21 protein-coding genes are annotated in these 19,993 nt (G+C 33.0%); 8 read left to right on the top strand and 13 right to left on the bottom strand.

All coding sequences use genetic code 11. The features are described 5' to 3' along the window. The first annotated feature begins 3 nt into the window (after positions 1-3). The 4 genes from Q1A73_RS18735 to Q1A73_RS18720 are packed head-to-tail and all read left to right on the top strand — an operon-like array spanning position 4 to position 4,021. Positions 4-1,452: a DUF389 domain-containing protein gene (locus Q1A73_RS18735; RefSeq protein ID WP_299608624.1), complete on the top strand. Its 1,449-nt coding sequence runs from the start codon at positions 4-6 to the stop codon at positions 1,450-1,452. A 39-nt stretch (positions 1,453-1,491) separates the two neighbouring features. Further along, positions 1,492-2,685 (top strand): hypothetical protein, encoded by a 1,194-nt coding sequence (locus tag Q1A73_RS18730; RefSeq protein WP_299608622.1) that lies wholly within the window; start codon positions 1,492-1,494, stop codon positions 2,683-2,685. After that, complete coding sequence (locus Q1A73_RS18725) at positions 2,670-3,629, top strand: M1 family aminopeptidase (protein ID WP_299608619.1); 960 nt, start codon at positions 2,670-2,672, stop codon at positions 3,627-3,629. The genes Q1A73_RS18730 and Q1A73_RS18725 overlap by 16 nt, the downstream gene beginning before the upstream one ends. A 35-nt stretch (positions 3,630-3,664) precedes the next feature. Then, complete coding sequence (locus Q1A73_RS18720) at positions 3,665-4,021, top strand: DoxX family protein (protein ID WP_299608617.1); 357 nt, start codon at positions 3,665-3,667, stop codon at positions 4,019-4,021. Between the two features lie 78 nt (positions 4,022-4,099). On the opposite strand, the gene Q1A73_RS18715 is transcribed toward Q1A73_RS18720, so the two are convergent. Both Q1A73_RS18715 and Q1A73_RS18710 read right to left on the bottom strand, forming a co-directional pair. After that, positions 4,100-4,864: an ATP-binding cassette domain-containing protein gene (locus Q1A73_RS18715; RefSeq protein WP_299608614.1), complete on the bottom strand. Its 765-nt coding sequence runs from the start codon at positions 4,862-4,864 to the stop codon at positions 4,100-4,102. Beyond that, a complete protein-coding gene (locus tag Q1A73_RS18710) occupies positions 4,864-5,601 on the bottom strand; it encodes an ABC transporter permease (protein ID WP_299608611.1) in 738 nt (245 codons plus the stop codon). Before Q1A73_RS18710 ends, Q1A73_RS18715 begins: the two co-directional genes overlap by 1 nt. Before the next feature lie 115 nt (positions 5,602-5,716). Here Q1A73_RS18710 and pafA point away from each other — a divergent pair, with 115 nt between their 5' ends. Then, positions 5,717-7,387, top strand: a complete 1,671-nt coding sequence (gene pafA, locus Q1A73_RS18705) for an alkaline phosphatase PafA (RefSeq protein ID WP_299608609.1) — start codon at positions 5,717-5,719, stop codon at positions 7,385-7,387. Positions 7,388-7,462: 75 nt separating this feature from the next. Here pafA and Q1A73_RS18700 read toward each other — a convergent pair whose 3' ends face one another. From Q1A73_RS18700 to Q1A73_RS18655, 10 genes are all read right to left on the bottom strand, one after another. Beyond that, positions 7,463-8,848, bottom strand: coding sequence for a TlpA disulfide reductase family protein (locus Q1A73_RS18700; RefSeq protein ID WP_299608607.1), 1,386 nt, complete (start codon positions 8,846-8,848; stop codon positions 7,463-7,465). 106 nt (positions 8,849-8,954) lie between these two features. Beyond that, positions 8,955-10,004, bottom strand: coding sequence for an NAD(P)/FAD-dependent oxidoreductase (locus Q1A73_RS18695; RefSeq protein ID WP_299608604.1), 1,050 nt, complete (start codon positions 10,002-10,004; stop codon positions 8,955-8,957). Between the two features lie 71 nt (positions 10,005-10,075). After that, positions 10,076-10,381, bottom strand: coding sequence for a carboxymuconolactone decarboxylase family protein (locus tag Q1A73_RS18690; RefSeq protein ID WP_299608601.1), 306 nt, complete (start codon positions 10,379-10,381; stop codon positions 10,076-10,078). A gap of 18 nt (positions 10,382-10,399) precedes the next feature. Continuing rightward, the gene (locus Q1A73_RS18685; RefSeq protein WP_299608599.1) at positions 10,400-11,146 is read right to left on the bottom strand and encodes an SDR family oxidoreductase; all 747 of its coding nucleotides are present in this window, start codon (positions 11,144-11,146) and stop codon (positions 10,400-10,402) included. Between the two features lie 64 nt (positions 11,147-11,210). Next, positions 11,211-11,774, bottom strand: coding sequence for a TetR/AcrR family transcriptional regulator (locus tag Q1A73_RS18680; RefSeq protein WP_299608597.1), 564 nt, complete (start codon positions 11,772-11,774; stop codon positions 11,211-11,213). Between the two features lie 119 nt (positions 11,775-11,893). After that, positions 11,894-14,197, bottom strand: a complete 2,304-nt coding sequence (locus tag Q1A73_RS18675; protein ID WP_299608594.1) for a chondroitinase-B domain-containing protein — start codon at positions 14,195-14,197, stop codon at positions 11,894-11,896. 234 nt (positions 14,198-14,431) lie between these two features. Further along, complete coding sequence (locus Q1A73_RS18670) at positions 14,432-15,289, bottom strand: glycosyltransferase family 2 protein (protein ID WP_299608590.1); 858 nt, start codon at positions 15,287-15,289, stop codon at positions 14,432-14,434. Positions 15,290-15,310: 21 nt separating this feature from the next. Then, positions 15,311-15,832 carry a methyltransferase gene (locus Q1A73_RS18665; RefSeq protein WP_299608588.1) on the bottom strand — a complete coding sequence of 174 codons (522 nt, stop codon included), beginning with the start codon at positions 15,830-15,832 and terminating at the stop codon, positions 15,311-15,313. 88 nt (positions 15,833-15,920) lie between these two features. Then, positions 15,921-16,301, bottom strand: a complete 381-nt coding sequence (locus Q1A73_RS18660; protein ID WP_299608586.1) for a group III truncated hemoglobin — start codon at positions 16,299-16,301, stop codon at positions 15,921-15,923. 66 nt (positions 16,302-16,367) lie between these two features. Continuing rightward, entirely contained in the window at positions 16,368-16,634 is a 267-nt protein-coding gene (locus Q1A73_RS18655) for a recombinase family protein (RefSeq protein WP_299608585.1), read from the bottom strand. A gap of 111 nt (positions 16,635-16,745) precedes the next feature. Here Q1A73_RS18655 and Q1A73_RS18650 point away from each other — a divergent pair, with 111 nt between their 5' ends. Then, positions 16,746-17,105 (top strand): hypothetical protein, encoded by a 360-nt coding sequence (locus Q1A73_RS18650; protein ID WP_299608582.1) that lies wholly within the window; start codon positions 16,746-16,748, stop codon positions 17,103-17,105. A gap of 34 nt (positions 17,106-17,139) precedes the next feature. Here Q1A73_RS18650 and Q1A73_RS18645 read toward each other — a convergent pair whose 3' ends face one another. Continuing rightward, the gene (locus Q1A73_RS18645; RefSeq protein WP_299608579.1) at positions 17,140-17,493 is read right to left on the bottom strand and encodes a hypothetical protein; all 354 of its coding nucleotides are present in this window, start codon (positions 17,491-17,493) and stop codon (positions 17,140-17,142) included. A gap of 152 nt (positions 17,494-17,645) precedes the next feature. Here Q1A73_RS18645 and Q1A73_RS18640 point away from each other — a divergent pair, with 152 nt between their 5' ends. Together Q1A73_RS18640 and Q1A73_RS18635 are read left to right on the top strand one after the other, a co-directional pair. Continuing rightward, positions 17,646-18,332 carry a TetR/AcrR family transcriptional regulator gene (locus Q1A73_RS18640; protein ID WP_299608576.1) on the top strand — a complete coding sequence of 229 codons (687 nt, stop codon included), beginning with the start codon at positions 17,646-17,648 and terminating at the stop codon, positions 18,330-18,332. Then, positions 18,325-19,992 (top strand): ATP-binding cassette domain-containing protein, encoded by a 1,668-nt coding sequence (locus Q1A73_RS18635; protein WP_299608573.1) that lies wholly within the window; start codon positions 18,325-18,327, stop codon positions 19,990-19,992. Before Q1A73_RS18640 ends, Q1A73_RS18635 begins: the two co-directional genes overlap by 8 nt. The last annotated feature ends 1 nt before the right edge of the window (position 19,993 follow it).

Genomic DNA, 19,993 nt, shown 5'->3' with positions numbered 1-19,993 from the left:
CGAATGGAAGAAAACACAAATCAGCCTATTAATTCAGATCACGAAGGATACAAAGAATCTGTAAAAAGAGATGCCAAAGGACTTTTTGAAAGTATGAAGCTATTTCTTTCTGGCTTATTGGATATAAGATCTGATACTGATCGGGATCAAACCATAGAAGATGTAAAAAAGGATATACCTTTTAAGGGGCATACAGCTTGGATTTTGATATTTTCAGTATTTGTGGCTTCTATTGGTTTAAATGTTAGTTCAACAGCAGTCGTTATCGGAGCCATGTTAATATCTCCATTAATGGGTCCAATTGTTGGAGTAGGATTGTCAATTGCAATTAATGATATCGATACACTCAAGCGTTCTTTCGTGAATCTAGGAGTAATGGTCGGACTTAGTGTACTTACTGCTACGTTATATTTTGCCTTATCTCCGTTAACAGAATTAACGCCTGAGTTAGAATCGCGAACTGCTCCTACTATTTTAGACGTATTTGTAGCTATATCAGGTGGTTTAGCACTAATTGTGGCTAAATCTAAAAAAGGGACTATGCCTAATGCTATTGCAGGAGTAGCAATAGCTACAGCATTAATGCCTCCTTTGTGTACGGTAGGATATGGGATTGCTGAGCTAAATGCAGGATATGCGTTAGGTGCCTTGTATTTATTTAGTATTAATGCAATTTTTATTGCCTTATCTACTTTTATTGTAGCAAAGTTGTTGCGTTTTCCAATGTTGCGTTATGCCAATGCAGCTAAAAGAAAACTTACTGCTAGAATAGCCTCTGCAGTAGCAATTATCATGGTGATACCGGCAATTTGGACGTTTTACAATATTCTGAACGAGACAAATGCAGATCGTGATTATAAAGGGTTCTTAGCTAACGAAATAGAGGCAAATGAAAGTTTGTATTTGCGGAAAGAGTTTTATGATTTTGATAATAAGTCGATCAAGCTATATTTTGATGGAGAGATTGCAGATGCAACCGTTAGTGATTTGCAAAATGAACTTGAAAAGTATGAACATATCAGTGACTTTACACTGAAAATCAGCGGTAATAAAGCACGAGGAATTGAACAAATATCAAAAGCGAATGATCGATACATTGTAGAATTGAATCGATTAGAAACAGAGAATGAAGCCTTGTTGGACAAAGTAGAAGATCTGAAAATTCGTCTAGCATTGCTTGAAACGCAATTAACAGAGGCGCAAAAAGTAGTTCCCGTAGATGTACTTCCTTATAATAATATCGCAAAAGATGCTAAAATTCGTTTTCCAGATCTTTCTGAGTTAGGATATGGAGAAGTGCTACAATCTAATTTCTTAAAAGTAGATACCGTAAAAGTTATCTTCCCGCAATGGAAATTTCAGGTTTCTGATAGCTTGAATACGGTTAGAAATAAGGATTTACGAGAATGGATTACTGCAGAACTAAAGGCAGATACTTTATTGGTGAGGTAATATTGTCGATTTTAGAAATAATAAGTTTAAGCTTTCAAAATGATTAGACCTAAAATAATAAGTGTCTTACTTACTTTATGTACGATTTCAATAGTCTATTCTCAAAGTAATTTACATATACCGAGGGAAATACAAAAAGCTTATAAAAATCAGACGAGATCTGTTGATGGTAAACCCGGAAAAAAATATTGGCAAAATTCTGTTGATTATAAAATAAACGTAAGGGTATTTCCAGAGACAAGAATAGTGGAAGGGAATGAAATTGTGAATTTTACCAATAATAGCCCTGATGAATTATCTGAAATGGTTATACGTTTATATTATGATGTATTTAAAAAAGGAAATAAAAGAGATTCACGTGTAAACCCGAAAGATATAGGAGAAGGTGTAGAACTGAAAACGATTATCGTTGATGGAGTTGATTATGATCTTGCTAATAGTGATAATATCAAAAGATATGGCACCAATTTGACTGTTAGACTAAGAGAACCTTTAAAGTCAGGTCAAGATTTAAAGCTGGAATTTGAATGGCAACAAAAAGTGACGTTAACTCTTGATAGAACAGGAGCAAAAGATGATACTTCTTTTTTTGTAGGATATTGGTATCCACAAGTATCCGTTTATGATGATATTTTTGGTTGGGATAGGCTAGATTATACTTTAGATACTGAATTTTATAACAACCTATCTAATTTTGATGTAAATATTACAGTTCCAGATAATTTTCTAGTTTGGGCTACTGGTACGTTAGAGAATGGTGAAAAGGTATTGCCTAATAATATTTACAAAAAATTTTTAAAAGCAAAAGAATCTAAAGAGGTAATAGAGGTTGTTAATGAGAAAGATCTAGAAGGATTAAAACTAAAATATAATACTTGGAATTTTACAGCAAAGGAAGTTACAGACTTTGCTTTTGCGATGAGTGATCATTATTTATGGCATGCAGCTTCGGTAAATGTTGCTGGGAAAGATATACTAATTAATTCTGCGTTTCCTAAAGATGAGGTTGAAAAACACAAGAAACTCACTTCTATTCAGCAAAAGGCAATGAAGCACTTTTCTGAAGATGTTCCTGGTATTCCTTATCCTTATCCTGTTTTTTCAACATTCATCGGTCTTAGATATTCTGGAAGTGGTATGGAATTTCCGATGATGGCTAATAATGGTGGTTCTGGGGTGCGGTTACTGTTCATGAGTTGTTTCATATGTATTTTCCGATGTATGTTAGAATAAACGAGAGACGATTCGCATGGATGGATGAAGGTTGGGCGGACTTTATGGAGAATTTAGTGATTCATAAATTCTTCAATGAAGATAAATCTAATTCTTTTTACTCTCGTTTTAAATTAGTGACACAAGGTACCTTAGGTACTATTGGAGATTTACCAACGGTAACGTCTTCTCAATACACTGGTGATAGTTACGGATATCAAGCCTATAGTTTGCCTTCGCTTACTTACGCTTTGCTATATCAATATTTAGGAGAAGAAAAGTTTTTCGAATGCTTTAATTCTTATGTAAAGAGATGGGCAAAGAAGTCACCAACACCATATGATTTCTTTAATACATTTGAAAATGTTAGCGGAGAGGATTTAAGTTTTTTCTGGAAACCTTGGTATTTTGAAATGGGATATCCTGATTTAGGAATCAAATCATTTGAGGAAGGAAAATTAATTGTAGAGAAAGTAGGATACAAACCAATACCAATAAGTATTGAGGTAGTCTATAAAAATTCAAAAAAAAGCTACTCTAAAATTATAGATCTTTCTGTCTGGAAAAATGATAATAGAACCTATGCTATTCCAATTCCAAATCATGATCAAGTAGAATCAATAGTTTTGAATTCAGATTTTCCTGATTTTAATGAAACAGATAATTTTTTCCCTCCTTTAAAAGATAGTTATGAAGAAAAGGGAGTAAAGAGTTCAATCGTTGGTCAGTATTATGTAGAAGATTATAATATAGAATTGAGCATTGCAAAAGAAAATGAGGCTTTAGTTATTTATTCGAATTCTTGGGTATGGCTAAATACAATTCTTATTCCTAAAGATTCAGTTAATTTTAATACTTCGGACAAAACAGGAGTTTTAAAATATCTAGAGGATGTATCAGGTAGGGACGAAATTGAACTTGAGTATCCAAAATATAATTTAAAGCTTAAAGGAATTAAGAAATGATATAATTGCTTGTTTTCTGAAAATCTAAAAATCGGATGAAATTAATATACTGGATATCTACTTCGCTAATTGCTCTGTTTTTATTGTGGAGCTCATATTCTTATATGTTTAGCAAAGCTACTATTGATGGCGTTAGAGATTTGGGATTCCCGGATTTTTTCAGAATACAATTAGCGATCCTTAAGATATTAGCAATCGTTATATTAATAATTCCACAAGTTCCGCTTCCGATAAAGGAATGGGGATATGCTGGTATTGGATTATTCTTTATAACTGCAATCGTTGCACATATCGCTCATAAAGATTCTATATTCATCTCGTTAATAAATATAGTTTTTATTGGGTTGCTGATACTTTCTCATATGTATTTGCATAAAATCCTAAAAATGTAAATTTTAGTTTTTAAAATCGACACTTTAAAGAATTGTCATTAGCAAAGTAAACGAGAATAACTATTATTTGAGTTGTTGTTACAATCCTTTTAATTGTGCGTCTCTAACTTTTTTGAATAGGTTAGAAGAGTATACAAACTCGGTAACGGCTTCGTTATCCGTTCGGAAAATTTGACTTTTATCACCTTCCCATTCTAAATGACCATATCGTAGGAAGACAATCTTTTCTCCAATTTCCATAACAGAATTCATATCATGTGTATTAATGATGGTAGTAATGTCATTTTCTTCAGTAATCTCCTTGATGAGGTTGTCAATAACGATTGCTGTTCTAGGGTCCAGGCCAGAGTTTGGCTCATCGCAAAATAAGTATTTTGGTCTTGTTACAATCGCTCTTGCAATCGCAACACGTTTCTGCATACCACCACTAATTTCCGAAGGAAGTTTGTTATTCGCATTTTCTAGATTTACACGTGCTAATACCTCGTTTACACGTACCAGCATTTCTTCCTTTTTTTGTTTTGTAAACATCATCAAAGGAAACATCACATTTTCTTCAACTGTCATAGAGTCGAACAATGCACTTCCTTGAAAAACCATTCCCATTTGCTCTCTCAGATCCCTTTGCTGTTGCTCGTTTAACTCAGAATAAGTTGCGCCATCATAACAAATGCTCCCTTGTTCTGGAGTAAACAAACCAAGCATACATTTTAAGAAAACTGTTTTACCACTTCCACTAGTACCAATAATTAGATTGGTTTTTCCTCGTTCGAAGGTAGTAGTAATTCCTTTTAAAATTTCTTCTCCATTAAACCCTTTATGTATGTCTTTTACTTCTATCATTAGCTTAATAATAATTGAGTTAGTACATAATTAGCGATAATAATTACTACTGTTGTCCATACGAATGCGGATGTACTGGCTTTACCCACACCTAAGGCACCACCTTTCATATAATATCCATGAAAAGAAGGGATAGTTGCCAATAAGAAAGCAAAAATGGTTGTTTTTATAAAAGCATATACCAAATGATATGGAATGAACTCTTCTCTAAGTCCTGCTAAAAATTCGGTACCAGATACAAAACCTCCATAAACACCTGCTATATAAGCTCCGAATATCCCGACAAACATAGCAATGGCAATTACAAATGGGTACATAAACATCGCGATAACCTTTGGGAAAACTAAGTAGTTTAGAGAATTAATTCCCATTACCTCCAAAGCGTCAATTTGTTCGGTAACTCTCATAGTACCAATACTAGAAGTGATATATGAACCCACTTTACCCGCCATAATCACCGATAAAAAAGTAGGAGCAAATTCCAGTATTACCGATTGTCTAGATGCAAAACCAATGAGCTGTTTCGGAATCAAAGGGTTGGTGAGATTTAGTGCAGTTTGAATCGCAACTACTGCTCCGATAAAGAATGCTAAAAACACTGTAATTCCTAAAGACCCAAGAATAAGGTCATTAATTTCTTTGAAAATCAAATTTTTAAGTACAGATCCTTTAGTCATTCGACTAAAAACACCTCTTAACATTAAAAAATAGCGACCTATATCGTCGAGATAAAACATAAACTCTTCGTTAGAAGGGCTAAAATAGAAAAAAAAATATCGACAGCATTTAACCTTCTATTAAAGTTTTACTTTTGTGGATATGGTATTTTTGTCATCCAAACGAGAACAAGAAATGATAAGGAAGATTTTTTTAGGTATAATTTTGTTAGTTATCACCATTCAATGCAACACAAAAGAAACGAATGTGGTAGCTGTTAATTCTGATCAAGCAATTTCTGTACGTCCAAAATTGGTCGTTGGTATTGTTATAGATCAAATGCGATATGATTATTTAACTCGATTTTATGATCGCTTTGGAGAAGGAGGTTTTAAAAGAATGGTGAAAGAAGGATTTAATTGTAAGAATAATCATTTTAACTATATCCCTACGTATACAGGTCCTGGACACGCTTCGGTTTTTACAGGTACTACTCCGCAAAATCATGGTATTATTTCCAATAATTGGTATGATAAATTTGGAAAAGCGATGGTGTATTGCGCGAGTGATTCTTTGGTAAGAGCTGTTGGTTCGGATAGTGAGATGGAAAGGATGTCTCCTCGGCGTATGAAAACGACCACATTTGCCGATCAAAATAGGTTGCATACACAACTAAAAGGAAAAAGTATTGGTATTGCCATAAAAGATAGAGGAGCGATTTTACCTGCTGGTCATTCAGCAAATGGTGCGTATTGGTTTAGAGGAAAGGATGAAGGAAAATGGATTACGAGCACATATTATAGAGACGACCTACCAGAATGGGTAGAAAAATTTAATAATTCGGATGTCGCAGCATCTTACTTAAAGGAATGGAATACTTTGTACGATATTTCTACTTATGAAGAAAGCGGTGATGATGAAAATGATTTTGAAAGAGGCTTTAAAGGAAAAGAAAAAGCCACGTTTCCTTATGATTTAGCACAACTTAAAGATCAAAATGCGGGGTATGATATTATCAAAGGATCTGCATTTGGAAATAGCCTAACGACAGATTTTGCAATCGCCGCATTGGATGGAGAGTCACTGGGAGCGGATGATATTACCGATATACTTACGCTTAGTTTTTCTAGCACAGATTATGTTGGGCATAATTTTGGAGTAAATTCTAAGGAGATTCAAGACACGTACTTGCGATTAGATAAGGATTTAGAGCGCTTTTTTATAACATTGGATGCTGAAGTTGGAAAAGGAAACTACACGGTTTTCTTAACTGCAGATCATGGTGCTGTGCATGTACCTTCATATCTACAAAAAGTAAATATACCTTCTGGTTATTTTGATATGGTTGAAATAGCAACCAGTATTATGGAATTCACCAAGAAAACCTTTAAAGTAAAAGGGTTGATAGAGAAAGTAGCTAATGATCAGGTGTTTTTTGCGTATGATGTGTTAGAGAAAAACAATATTGATGCACAGGAATTACAAAAAGCAGTAGCGCATCATATATTACAGTACAATCAGATTGATAAGGTATTTACTAGAGAGCAATTGCAAACAGGAACATTTACCGAAGGTATTGCTGCATTGATTCAAAAAGGATATAACCAAAAAAGAAGTGGTGATGTAGTATATGTGTTGAATCCTTCTACGATCGCCTATTCTAGAACAGGTTCTACCCATGGAAGTGGTCTAAACTATGATACACATGCACCATTATTATTTATGGGAAAAGGAATTAAACAAGGAAGCACTACGCAAAAAACGACTATTCCAGATATAGCACCCACCATTTCCGCTTTGTTAGGAATTACATTTCCTAATGGAGCTACTGGTGATGTATTATCATTCGTGCTCGATGAAAAATAAAAAATACTACTAAGAAACCCCTTATTATGCTTTATAATAAGGGGTTTGTTTTTTAGAATAGAGTGAGTGTCTTTATCATAATTTTAATTCCTTAAAAAGCGTAACCAATCTAGGGTCTGACGGCCTTGGAGCATCCGCATTTACAATTTTACCTTCTTTGTCAATAAGAATAAATCTTGGAATACCTTGGACATCATAGTCTCTGATAAACTTCGAACTCCAACTATTATCAGCAAATAGTTGAATTCCTGAAAGTTCTTTTTCTTTTATCATAGTCTTCCAAGCATCATGATCTCGTTTGTTGTCTACAGAAATACTAACAAACTTAATTTTCTCATCATATTCTTTTTCAAGTTTTTTTAAGGAGGGTATTTCTGCTATACAGGGTTTACACCAAGTTGCCCATACATCGATATATACATAATGATCTTTTAAGTCTGCAAGTTTTGTAGAACCACCGTTGTAGTTTTCATAATCGAAAGTAGGAGAGTCATTTCCTTTTGTTAGCAACTTGATTTTATTAAAACTTTCTGTAATTCTTCTTTGAAAAGCTGTGTCAGTTGACTTTACCATTAAAGCCTTGTATATTTTTTCAGACTCTGGATTTCCTGCTGAGATATACCATGTCATTTCATCCATAAGACTATTTCTTATATAGTCGTTTTTAACATCAGATAAACCATCAATAAAAGCATCATAATAGGGAATACTATCTTTAAAAGATTGTTTTCTTTTTTCTCTACCATAATTGGAAGAAACTAGAAATCTGTATGCATTTGAAGTTTTAAAATCACTTTCATTGGTGAGATTAATACTATTTAATTCTTTTTCTAAAGAATTAGTAGTTATTGAATCTGATTTGCTTAGTGTTGATGGATTATAATACAGGTAAAAATTGATGTGAAATAAATAATCATAATGATTATATTTTTGTTGCTCACTAATAAAAGCGGTATCATTTATTTTACTATTAGTAAGTAAGCCAGAAAGCTCATTTTTATGAGAAAGAATTTTTTGTTTAAAATCGACGGGATTTGAATTGTTTAAAGTATCTCTTTGACCTTCAGTTTCTTCAAATTTTTCTTTTACAAGATATTTGGTAGCAAGATAACTATTAACATTAGCGGCTTTTCCTGTGTATTGTATGGATTCATCAAATTCCTTTGTATCAATAGATAAAGTAAGGTCTTCTCCTTTTTTTAGATAAATTTCAGATGATTCTGAACCAATAGAAAAGCGATAGTATCCATTTTTAGTAATATCCAAGGTGTCCATAAAAGTTCCGTCCTCTTGGATGTCAATTTTTTTAGTGAAATCATTTCCTCGAACCGAAAGTTTATCTGCATTTTTATTAACTACTTTTCCTGAAAAAATGACATATTCTGTAGGTGTAGTTTTTTCTTTTGAACAAGAAGCTAGTAAGAATATGGTAATAAGAGTATATAATATTTTAGTTTTCATCTATTATGGATATTTATGGTTTTTACTGATGAGATGGAATCATTGTAGAATTATTCAATTGATATAAATTAAATTCTTTGGGTTTTATTTCCTAAAGGTATGGAATTCAGGTTAATTGTTTGTAAATAGATTCGGCACTATGAACTGCACCTTCCATATATCCTCCATGTATTGCAGACGTTTCTGTTCCTCCGATGAAAAAATTGTTATTTAAATATCCTTGCTGATAACATGCATGGCCATTATTTTGATGCGGAAAAATAAATTCTGATGCAGGAAAAAATGTATTGATCTCATTTTTCCATACCATATCTTCGTATGATAAGTAATTTAGTGCATCATCACCGAATAATTTTTGTAATTGATCAAATACTCTAGAAATTCTTTCCTCTTTTGAATATTCCGACATTCCGTTTTGCAGGAATCCTTTTAAAGCAAAACGATCATTTTCTACATTAGAATGATCATATAATTCTGTAATGGGGCCAACATTACTAAATACAGTACCAGAATACTTTTTTTCTTTCCAAAATGGCTTTGTATACGAGATGCCAAATTTAATAGATTCTCCCATCCAGGTATGGGTTTTGTTTACGATCGTAGTTAGTTCTGGCGGTAATGGTGGATATATTTCAATTGAATTTGCTAGAAGCCTTGGCGGGAGTGTAGAGACAACTTTATCGCAGAAATAGGTGTTGCGTTCTGTTTTTATAGAGAACTTATTATGCTCATATTCGATCTTCGTTACTTTCTCGTTAACAAGTAATTCTGTGTTGTCCAGAAAAGATGAGAGTTTATGAATAATAGTGCTAGTTCCATGCTGAATTCTATAACTGGGTTGTTGATTCGTAGGTAATTGAATTTTTTGTGGAGGAGCTGTAGAAAGCGGTTCAAAAAGAGCAATTCCTTCCATAAATTGCTCAAAAATTGGTATTTCCAATTCTTCTAATAATTGTAGTAGTCTTTGATGGTGGTTTCCGAACCAAGTGGCACCCATTTCTATTGGAGTGTTTTTTGCAGAGTTTATAGTTAGTATTCTTCCTCCAACTCTATGATTGGCTTCTAAAACCTTAACAGGAACACCAATGTTTTTTAACCTGTAAGCTAATAATAAACCGGTGAGTCCAGCACCTATGATAAGTACTTCTGTTTTCATTTTGTGGTGTAAAAGTAAAAGAGTAAAACTCCTAAAAATAGGAGTTTTACTACTAAAATCTAATTATGAGTTTAATTATCCATTAAATGTGTGCCGTGAACAACTGCGGCTCCTGCTCGTAATGCAGCAGAAATAAAAGTCGCTTCCGCCAATTCTTCCTGCGTGGCACCTGCCTTAATAGCATTCTTTTTATGAATTTCTAAACAATATGGGCATTGTGTAGTAAGCGCTACAGCAACTGCCATGAGTTCTTTATATTTCATTGGAATTGCTCCTTCTTGTAATGCAATGCTGTCAAAAGCCTGAAAAGCTTTCATAGCTTCTGATGCATTCTTCCCTAATGTACCTAATTTTTTTAGGTGGTTCATATCATACATAGCTATCTTTTTAGAGGTTTAGTTTCTTCCTGCGATTACACCTCCATCAGTATCCCAAATAGCTCCTGTTACCCAAGATGCTTGATCTGATAAAAGGAAAGTGATGCTATTAGCTACATCCTGTGCAGTACCATTTCTTCCAATCGGATGAAAGTTGTTAAATCCTACTAGTGCTTTTTTAGCTTCGTCAGCACCTCCAAAAACACCATTATAAACTGGAGTTTCTACCACTGCAGGAGATACTGCATTTACTCGGATACCATGATCCGCAAGTTCCATGGCCAGATGCTGTGTTAAAGAATGTAATCCTGCTTTTTGCATTGAGTAGGCAGAAGAAGGTGTAGCTTTTACGGCTTGTTTTGCCCACATAGAACCTACATTTACGATAGATCCGGTATTATTTTCTTTCATTTTTTGAGCAGCGGATTGCGTGATAAAAAAGAATCCTCTGTTTAAATCTTGATATGAATCGTAATCCTCTACCGTATGATCTAAAAATGCTTTTGGTCCAAAAATACCGGAAGCATTTACTAAATAATCCAAACGATCTAAATTACCAATAGCAGTACGTAATTGTTCTACATTACTCTTGTTCGTGATATCTACCTGATGCTTAATGATATTTTCCCCATCCGCAATCTTAGAAGTATTTCTTCCTACTACATGCACTGCAGCGCCACCATTGATTAATGATTCTACTGTTGCTTTTCCGATTCCACTTGTTCCACCAATTACTAGTGCTACTTTGTCTTTAAATTGTGTCATTGTATTATATTTAGTTTAATTAATAATTAGACAGACAAGTCTGTCTTTGTGTATTCAAATTTTTTTATTCTAGAATTTTTTTACATAGCGATAACGAAGCTTCAATAGGCCAAGTGTTTTGATGTAGTTTACTTTCTGAAATGGCTCCTTCATATAGTAAATAAACCTTTCTGGCTAATATCATATTTTCATTATCAGATTCTTGACTATGATTTTCTGCAATCAATTCTTTAATGAAGTCTATAAAATCATTCTTTTGTTGCTGAATCTCTTCTCGTACAGTTTCATTTTCTTTTGGCATTTCCGTATAGGTATTTAGACACCAACATCCATTAAAGTCTTTTTGGTCAAAAAACAACTTTAAAAATTCAAATAGTGCGTAGATACGATCTTTACCTGGAGCTGCCTGATTTACAAATGCATTGATATCTTTTGTAAAAGTGACATTTTTGGATTGCAAGTATGCGATACATATATCCTCTTTAGAAGGGAAGTGATTATACAACGTAGCTTTGGCAATGCCAGCTTCTTTTATAATCTCATTGATTCCAGTAAGATTATATCCTTTACTATAGAATAAATTAGAAGCAGTTGTTACGATATGATCCCTAACTTTTGAGTGTCTCATGGTACAAATATATAAAAAAATCACAAAAGCAGACAGACTTGTCTACTTTTGTGATTTGATTAACAAGTTTTACACTTGGTAAAAGTTTTAGTGAATAAAAGAATTCAAAAAATGAAGCCTTAATCCAATGCTGTATATCCTTTATATTTTGGTGTAAAAGTTAATGGGTCGTTGGTGTTTATTCTTTGGATGTTAGGTCCTGTTCGATCTCCAAAAGATTCTATACGTCCAGAATTAATTAAGCTAATATGGTCTATTGTGCTAATAGCCCATCCTGGATCTTCATATTTTATTGCGCGCCCTCCTTTTCCTGAATCGACAAAAACCAAATTATCCATATTCAGTTTTTGAACGCCCCATAACAGTACCACGCTTCCTAGATCCTTGTTGTTAACATTTACAAAAGTTGAGTTTTTTAATTCCAAAAAAGGACCAGTTGTACTCTCATCATTACCCATTCGTAATAAGGATATTGCATTACCCATTACTTTACTAAAATGACAATTATCTATTTTGATATATTCCGCATTATAGCGACCTCTATTTTCATTTTCGCCATCCAAACTAATTGCATTACCAGAAATATTATGAAAAATAGAATTCTTAAAAACAATAGTATCTGCATACGTATTTTTATGAGCTCTAAATGCTGTTTTTCTACTTGCATCGAAATTCTTGAATTCGCAGTTGTTTACCTTTAGTTTATAATGAGCAATCATTGGTTTTGAAGAAGTTGTAATTGCAGATTGTGCAATACCATTTTCAGAAGCCCCATCGAAAATAACACCATCTACAGAAAGACTTCCGCCGTTATCAATAATAATCAAAGGTTTTTGAAATTCATTTTTGTCGTAGGTAAATACTGTCGGCGTTTTACTGTCAGAATTGATAAGAACAATGGACTTATCCAATATCAACGGTTTAGAAAATGTATATGTTCCTGGTTTTAAACGGATCGTATCCCCAGAAGAAGCACTTTTAATGGCTTGGAACAAAACATCATTTTCATTTCCTGATACTTGTACAGCGTTTGAATTTTTATTGACTATCTGATAGTATTTTTTTTGAGGAGTATACCAAGTAGGACCTACTTCTTTTTTGGTAAAAGGAAGTTTAGGTTGGTAAGATGTGCTTTTTAATAAGCCATCGTCTGGATCTTTAGTAAACTCTAGATTCGTTGTTTGAAAACCTTTATGGTTAAATGTTTTATCCGAAGAAACTACTTGATTTTCAGAAAAGGTAAATGTCCCATATTCAGAAATTGCCTCGAATACCTGTTTTCTATTGGGATGGTAAAAGATGTTATTTGTAAATCTTATATCTATTGGAGGATCCGTTCTCTCATTATCTGCTCCAACTCCAAACTGAATATGATCACACTTTAGAAATTTATTCCCTACAATATCTGTATTTTCTGCTTTATGGTATCTATTTATTAAAGAGTTAGGAACTCCATTCATAATGGGTAAAGCTCCAAAGAAACGTTTTCCCTTTAGTTCTTGAAAATGATTATTTTTTATCGTGTGTCCTGCATTGATAACACGAACACCACCTGTTCCCGGTTTATTATTTCCGATAAAGAAATTATTTTCAATTAGATTTCTATTTCCGTGTCTAAGCGCTAATACGCCCGCAGACTCATAAAACACATTATTTCTAACAATATTATCACTAGATTTTAGAGAAACAATTTCTACTTCACCATCACACTGTTCGAAATAGTTATTTTCTATGATCGTTCTGGATGGACTCAAGGAATATGTAGAGACACCTACTCTTAGCGTTTCTCCTCCGTTTGACCCAAGATTAGGTCTATAGCCAAAATAGTTATGATCAATCTGGTGGTGATTCTCAAGACTATTTTTATTGTTTAATCGAACAACTAAGGTAACTCCTGCGTTTAGTTTTCCTCCAAAATAACTATGATCCACTCTATTATGCTGACCATGTAGATGTATCCATTCAGATTTGTCAAATCTATTTTCTGGATTAAAATGATCGATTGCAATTTCTGTTAATCTGCAATGATTAGCCAATTTACCATCATCTGTTTTGAAACTTATTAGAGCATCTTCTTTGGTAAAACCATCTGTAAAAACAAATCCTTTTAAAATTAAATGTTGTCCACTTATTTTTATAGAAGTATTACCAGAAAAAATTACCTTACCTTTTTCTTCTGCGCTAATGATAATAGGTTTTTCTTCTGTTCCTTCGGCAGAGATAACTAATTGGGCGTCTTTCCAAATACCATTTTTTAAAACGATCTCATCTCCAGGTTTTGCACTTACAATGGTTGCATTAAATTCTTTAATATTGGTTACGGTTTGGTCGTCATTAGAAGCTTTGGTTTTGTTCGTTTCAGAACAAGAATTGATAACCAGAAGCATTGCCATTAAATAACCGTAGAATCCACTTTTTTTCATTTGTTTTTTTTGAAATATTCGTACTAAACATTTCCCACTAAACACTATAATTGTTCAATGCTTCGATAGAAGTGGATACCTAAAATTGTGTGTGAAGGCAATTTAGTTTTAATTTTTATAACTACCAAGTTAGATGATGTTTTAACTTAAAAAAATGAAAAAACAGAACTACATCTTAAGACCTTTCATATGGTTTAAGTAATAGTAAAATAAGATCTATCGGCTAGTGGGGAGTTATGTAGATTTTGAAATTTTACTAAGCATTTTTTTCCATCTTAGTTTTCGAATAAATGTTCCTTCCGAAGCAGATACCAGAAATGGTTGCTGTGCATTTTTTGCATTTAAAAAACCTCTGATATAATCAATAATTAGTTTTGGTTTCTTTTTTAATAAAGCCAATTTTATAGAAGCAATTAATGTAATGATAAAGCCATAGCGCATTCTGTAAAAAGCTTCACCTTGTTTGTATTTGGCCTTTGGATTATAAGTGTTACCTGTAGGTTTTAAGTGCTTTACATGTAAAGATGTGTCGGTCTTTATTTCCCAATTATGGTACTGTGCTAGTAGCTCATCTATAGTATCCCAACCCATTGCGGGTTTTAATCCTCCAATAGCATCAAAACAAGCTTTTCGATATGATTTTAACGCACCTCGGATATGATCCTTGTTAGTTAAGTTTTCCAAAACCCATGCATCGTTTTTTTGGATATAACAAAAACCTCCGAACATCCCTGTTTTGGGATTGTTTTTAAAATTAGCAATAAGAGTTTCCAAATAATTTTTAGGAAAAATAAGATCAGCATCAAATTTAGAGATGATATCGTAGTTACTGTCTAAAGTTTTAAAACCCTGATAAAAAGCATTGATGACTTTGCTTCCTGGCATATGATCTGTAGAAGAGTTCGTATTTACTAAAGAAATATAAGGGTGTTTATCTATAAATTTTTGAACTTTAGCATAGGTGCCATCGGTAGAATTGTCGTCTACTACGACTATCTTTTTTGGAAGAACTGTTTGGTTTACTAACGATGTTAAGGTTTGACCAATCAAAAGTTCTTCGTTATGTGCTGGTATGACAATATAGATGTTCAAAAGTATCCGAATTGATAAAATCTATTTCCGTTCTGCGTATACAATATAATATCGTGGTGTAAAATACCTTAGTAAAGGTCTAAAACCAATTTTTTTAATTGGATGTGTCCATTTCTTTTTGGCTTTTATCTCCCAACCAGCTTTTTCTAGTAACCAATCGAATTGCCAATCTTCAAACTCATGATAATGTCGATCCCAAGGATCTGTTTTACTTCTATAGGCTGGAGAAAACCAGAGTTTTAATGGTATGGAAGCAACTAATTTGTTGGCTTTAATACCTCTTAAAACATTGAAAGGAGCGATGAGGTGTTCGAAAATTTCGAAAGCAGTGACCACTTCGGCTTCGCTGGTCATTACTGCTTTTGTTTCTATATCAAGATCTTCTCCAGATGTATTGCTTACTGTATAACCCTCTTTTTCCATGAATTCTACAAACGGATTGGGAACTCCCAGATCCAGTATCGTAGCAGGAGCAGTTACATGCGTTCTTAAGAATTCTAGTGTTTCTTTGTATCTCTTGTGAGGAAAAGTTCCTTCGTACATCTACTTGCTGATTATAATCTTACTATTGGATGTAAAAATAGACATTTAGCAAGATCCAGATGTTGTTTGTAGTAAATTTTGTTACGAATCAATTGATTTTTAATTGAATCACTGTAGCAATTGATAGCGCTCTTGTTTTCATAAGATTGGCTTTTTCGCCTTTAAAGCTTTGATCTATAACACTTGTAAATAAATCCATCCACGTATCAAAATCAATTTTTTGCATTGTCTTTTTTGAGTTTAAGTTTTGATGAATTTGTAAGACGTTTTTTTTATAACTTCCAGTATAGAATAACTGCTGTTCCCAGAAATCAGTGATATGGGGTATGTGATCTTCTAGATTGATTTGAGCAATTTCTGTGAAGAAAACACCAATTTTGTGGTTTTTAATAGCTCGCCGATAAAACTCCCAAAGGATATATTCAATATCCTCGCGACTTTTTATATCATTAATAAAACTCTTGTCCAAAAATACCCTGATTTACTTAAAAAGAACAAAATTACAAGGTATATGGACAAGAATGATGGTTTTGGGTTACATTTTTTGTTTGGATACGATTAAATCTCTTAGTTCTTGTTGTTTTTCTTTTTCGATCATTTTTTGATGTGCAAATGCAAAAATGGCATTCTCAACAACTTCATTTTCTCGTTCGCCAGAGAGAATATAGGATATACTAGTTTTTGAATATTCTTTTTTATTCGGATTATAGATTTTGTTTTGATTTAAATATGCTTGTATTTTTTTTACGTGCTTACTTCCAATAACCTTTAGAATTGCAGCACGCTCCTCTGGTGTGATCATAAATAAGTTGGCTAATGTTTTTGGTATAAGTATCTTTGTGAATATAATGTTATCGTTTTGGTATACAATATTATATAAAATATTGGATATACACAAATAATAGTCAATATTTTGGATAAAAAAGATAAAATTTTAGATAGAGTTATCCTATTTGCAGCACATCTAGGCGTTAGTTTAAGAAGTTTTAGCCTTTCTATAGGGGCAAGTGCGGGTTATTTGCACAGATTACAATCCGCAGATAGTAATATTGGTGGTGATTTTATAGAAAAAATTATACAATTGTATACAGAAATTAATCCAGTTTGGCTGATTACTGGAGAAGGGGATATGCTAAAAGAAGGGCAGATGATGCAAGAATCTGCAGCTTTATATGGTAAAAATGATTTGTTTAAACAAGTTTTACTCCAATATCTTGATGATAAAGATATTAGAGAAAAACTTGCTGAGATTACTAACAATTTTGATCATTAGATCGAGAATTATAAAGGATTTTTAGCACTCCTTTTTAATAAATTTCTTTCGTTTTTATAGCCTCTTCAAGATCTATATTTACTGTGTTTAAACTATTAAAAAACTTCTTTCCGTCTTTTCTTTTTACAGTAATAACGGTCTTCGATTTTTTTTCTGCTCTTTCGGTTACGGTTACCTGTAATCCTTTGATTTTCTTGTAATTTGGGTTTCCTCCTCTTTTTATGATAAAGTTAGTTTTTGGAAATAAAATGTGTTGATAAGTGTTTCCAGAAGGTGCCCCAATGGTAATAACGTCTCCCACAGTCACGGTTTCGGAATTTAGTTTGTTCGAGTCTTGAGCTTGCAGTATGCCTATAGAAAGACATGCAAGGAAAATTAATTTTTTCATGTTTATACGTATTGAGTTAATAATTGAGAAATGTATAGCCTAAATTTACAGGTATTTAGGTTAACACTAAAACATAAACTATGGTTAAATAATAGTTAATATATTATAATATGATAGTAATACTATTAATTTTGTGTCAAATAGTTTTACTTATGAAATACATACTTCAAGACTTAAAAGTAAATATCAACAATAATATATATTTAAAAGATCCAGAATCATCTGATTTAGGTAAGAAGATTGTGGAGTTCAGCATTCTTTTAATAAATGATATAGGGTTTGATAGTTTTACCTTCAAAAAACTAGGAGCAAAGATTGGCTCTAATGAAAGCTCTATCTATAGATATTTCGAAAACAAGCATAAACTCTTATTGTATCTTACTTCGTGGTATTGGGGTTGGTTAGAATATCAGTTGGTCTTTACTACGAACAGTATTTCAGACGCCAAAGAAAAACTAACCAAAGCAATTGAAATTATTACAAGAGCTACTAAAGAGGATTCTGCATTTTCGCATATCAATGAAGTACTGCTTAATAAAATTGTTATTAACGAATATTCAAAATCGTATCTGACGAAAGAAGTCGATAATGAAAATAAAGAAGGATATTTCTCTATTTATAAAAGACTAATTAATCGTATTAAAGATATGATCATAGAGGTGGATAATACCTATCGTTACCCTACAAGTTTAGCGAGTACTGTAGCTGAAGGTGCTTTACATCAGCATTTTTTAAGAGATCATTTTTCGTCATTAACAGATTGTGATGACCAAATCACCCCTACAACCTATTTTATCGACTTAGTATTTAATTCATTAAATCACACAACTAATGGCTAAAAATATTCTTACCGCTTGGCAACGTCTTATGGGGTTATTAAAGCTGGACAAAAGAGATATTCTACAGATTTTTTATTATGCAATTTTTGCTGGATTGGTAAGTTTATCGCTTCCTTTGGGTATTCAGGCGATTATCAATTTGTTGCAAGGAGCTCAGGTGAGTACATCTTGGGTGATTCTTGTAATTTTGGTAACAGCTGGTGTGCTGTTTGTGGGAATACTGCAGTTTATGCAAATACGTATTATAGAAAATGTGCAGCAAAAAATCTTTACAAGAGCCTCATTTGAGTTTACGTATAGATTTCCAAAAATAAAAATGAGTGAGTTACGAAATTACTATCCGCCCGAATTAGCAAATAGATTTTTTGATACGCTAACCATACAAAAAGGATTATCTAAAATTTTGGTTGATTTCCCAACTGCATTGGTACAGATTGTATTTGGGCTTTTATTACTATCCTTTTATCATCCGTTTTTTATTATATACGGATTACTACTATTGGTGCTAATTTACATTGTATTTAAGTATACTGCTACAAAAGGATTGGAAACAAGTTTAAGTGAATCCAAAAGTAAATACAAAGTAGCACATTGGATACAAGAAGTTGCTAGGTCTATAGTAAGTTTCAAATTGTCAGGAAGAACAAGTTTAGCACTTAGTAAGAATGATAATCTGGTGGCGGATTATTTGGATTCTCGAGAGAGTCATTTCCGAATTTTAGTACTCCAATTTATTCAGATGATAGGTTTTAAAGTATTGGTAACAGCTGGTCTGCTGCTTATTGGTGGAGTACTGGTATTAAATCAGCAAATGAATATCGGACAATTCGTTGCAGCGGAAATCATTATCATTTTAGTGATAAGTTCCGTTGAAAAGTTGATCGTAGGATTAGAATCTTTTTATGATGTTTTAACTTCTTTAGAAAAGATAGGTCAAGTTGTGGACAAAGAATTAGAACCTCAAGAAGGCGAAAAACCTTTTAAAGATGATGAAGGATTTGAGATCGAGTTAGACCATGTTTCTTATGCAGTCCCAGATCGAGATAAAAAAATTATCGATGATATTTCATTAAAAATTACAGAGAGTTGCACCATTCTAATTCAAGGACCTAATGGTTCAGGTAAATCAACACTTTTGCGATTGATTGCCGGATTAATAGAACCAGATAATGGAAGTATCTATATCAATAATATTTCGCTAAAAGGAGTGAATCTCAACTACTATCGTGGATATATAGGGCAATCTTTGATTGAGGAATCTCCTTTTGAAGGAACCATTTTAGAAAATATCACTTTTGGAGATCCAAATATCTCTAGCGAGCAAGTATACTGGGCTTTGGAAAAAGTAGGTTTGCTACAATTTGTAAAAGAACAGCCTAAAGGATTATTAACTATGTTATATCCAGAGGGTAAACAAATACCGTTTACGGTAGCTAAGAAAATAGTATTAGCTCGTGGGATCGTTACGAAACCAAAATTATTAATACTGAAAGATCCTTTAGATCAGTTTAATGAAGCCGAAGCAACCAGAATTATGGACTTTCTGGTAGATCCTGAAAATCCTTGGGCACTAGTGGTTGTAAGTGAGAATACGAAATGGATCTCAAGATGTGGTAGAGTGATTACAGTGGATAATGGTAAAATAATTAGTGAAAAGTAAA

Source organism: uncultured Aquimarina sp. (genome assembly GCF_947492115.1).
Classification (GTDB): domain Bacteria; phylum Bacteroidota; class Bacteroidia; order Flavobacteriales; family Flavobacteriaceae; genus Aquimarina.
Note: the sequence above shows the minus strand (reverse complement) of the source record. Positions and strands in the feature narration are given on the sequence as shown.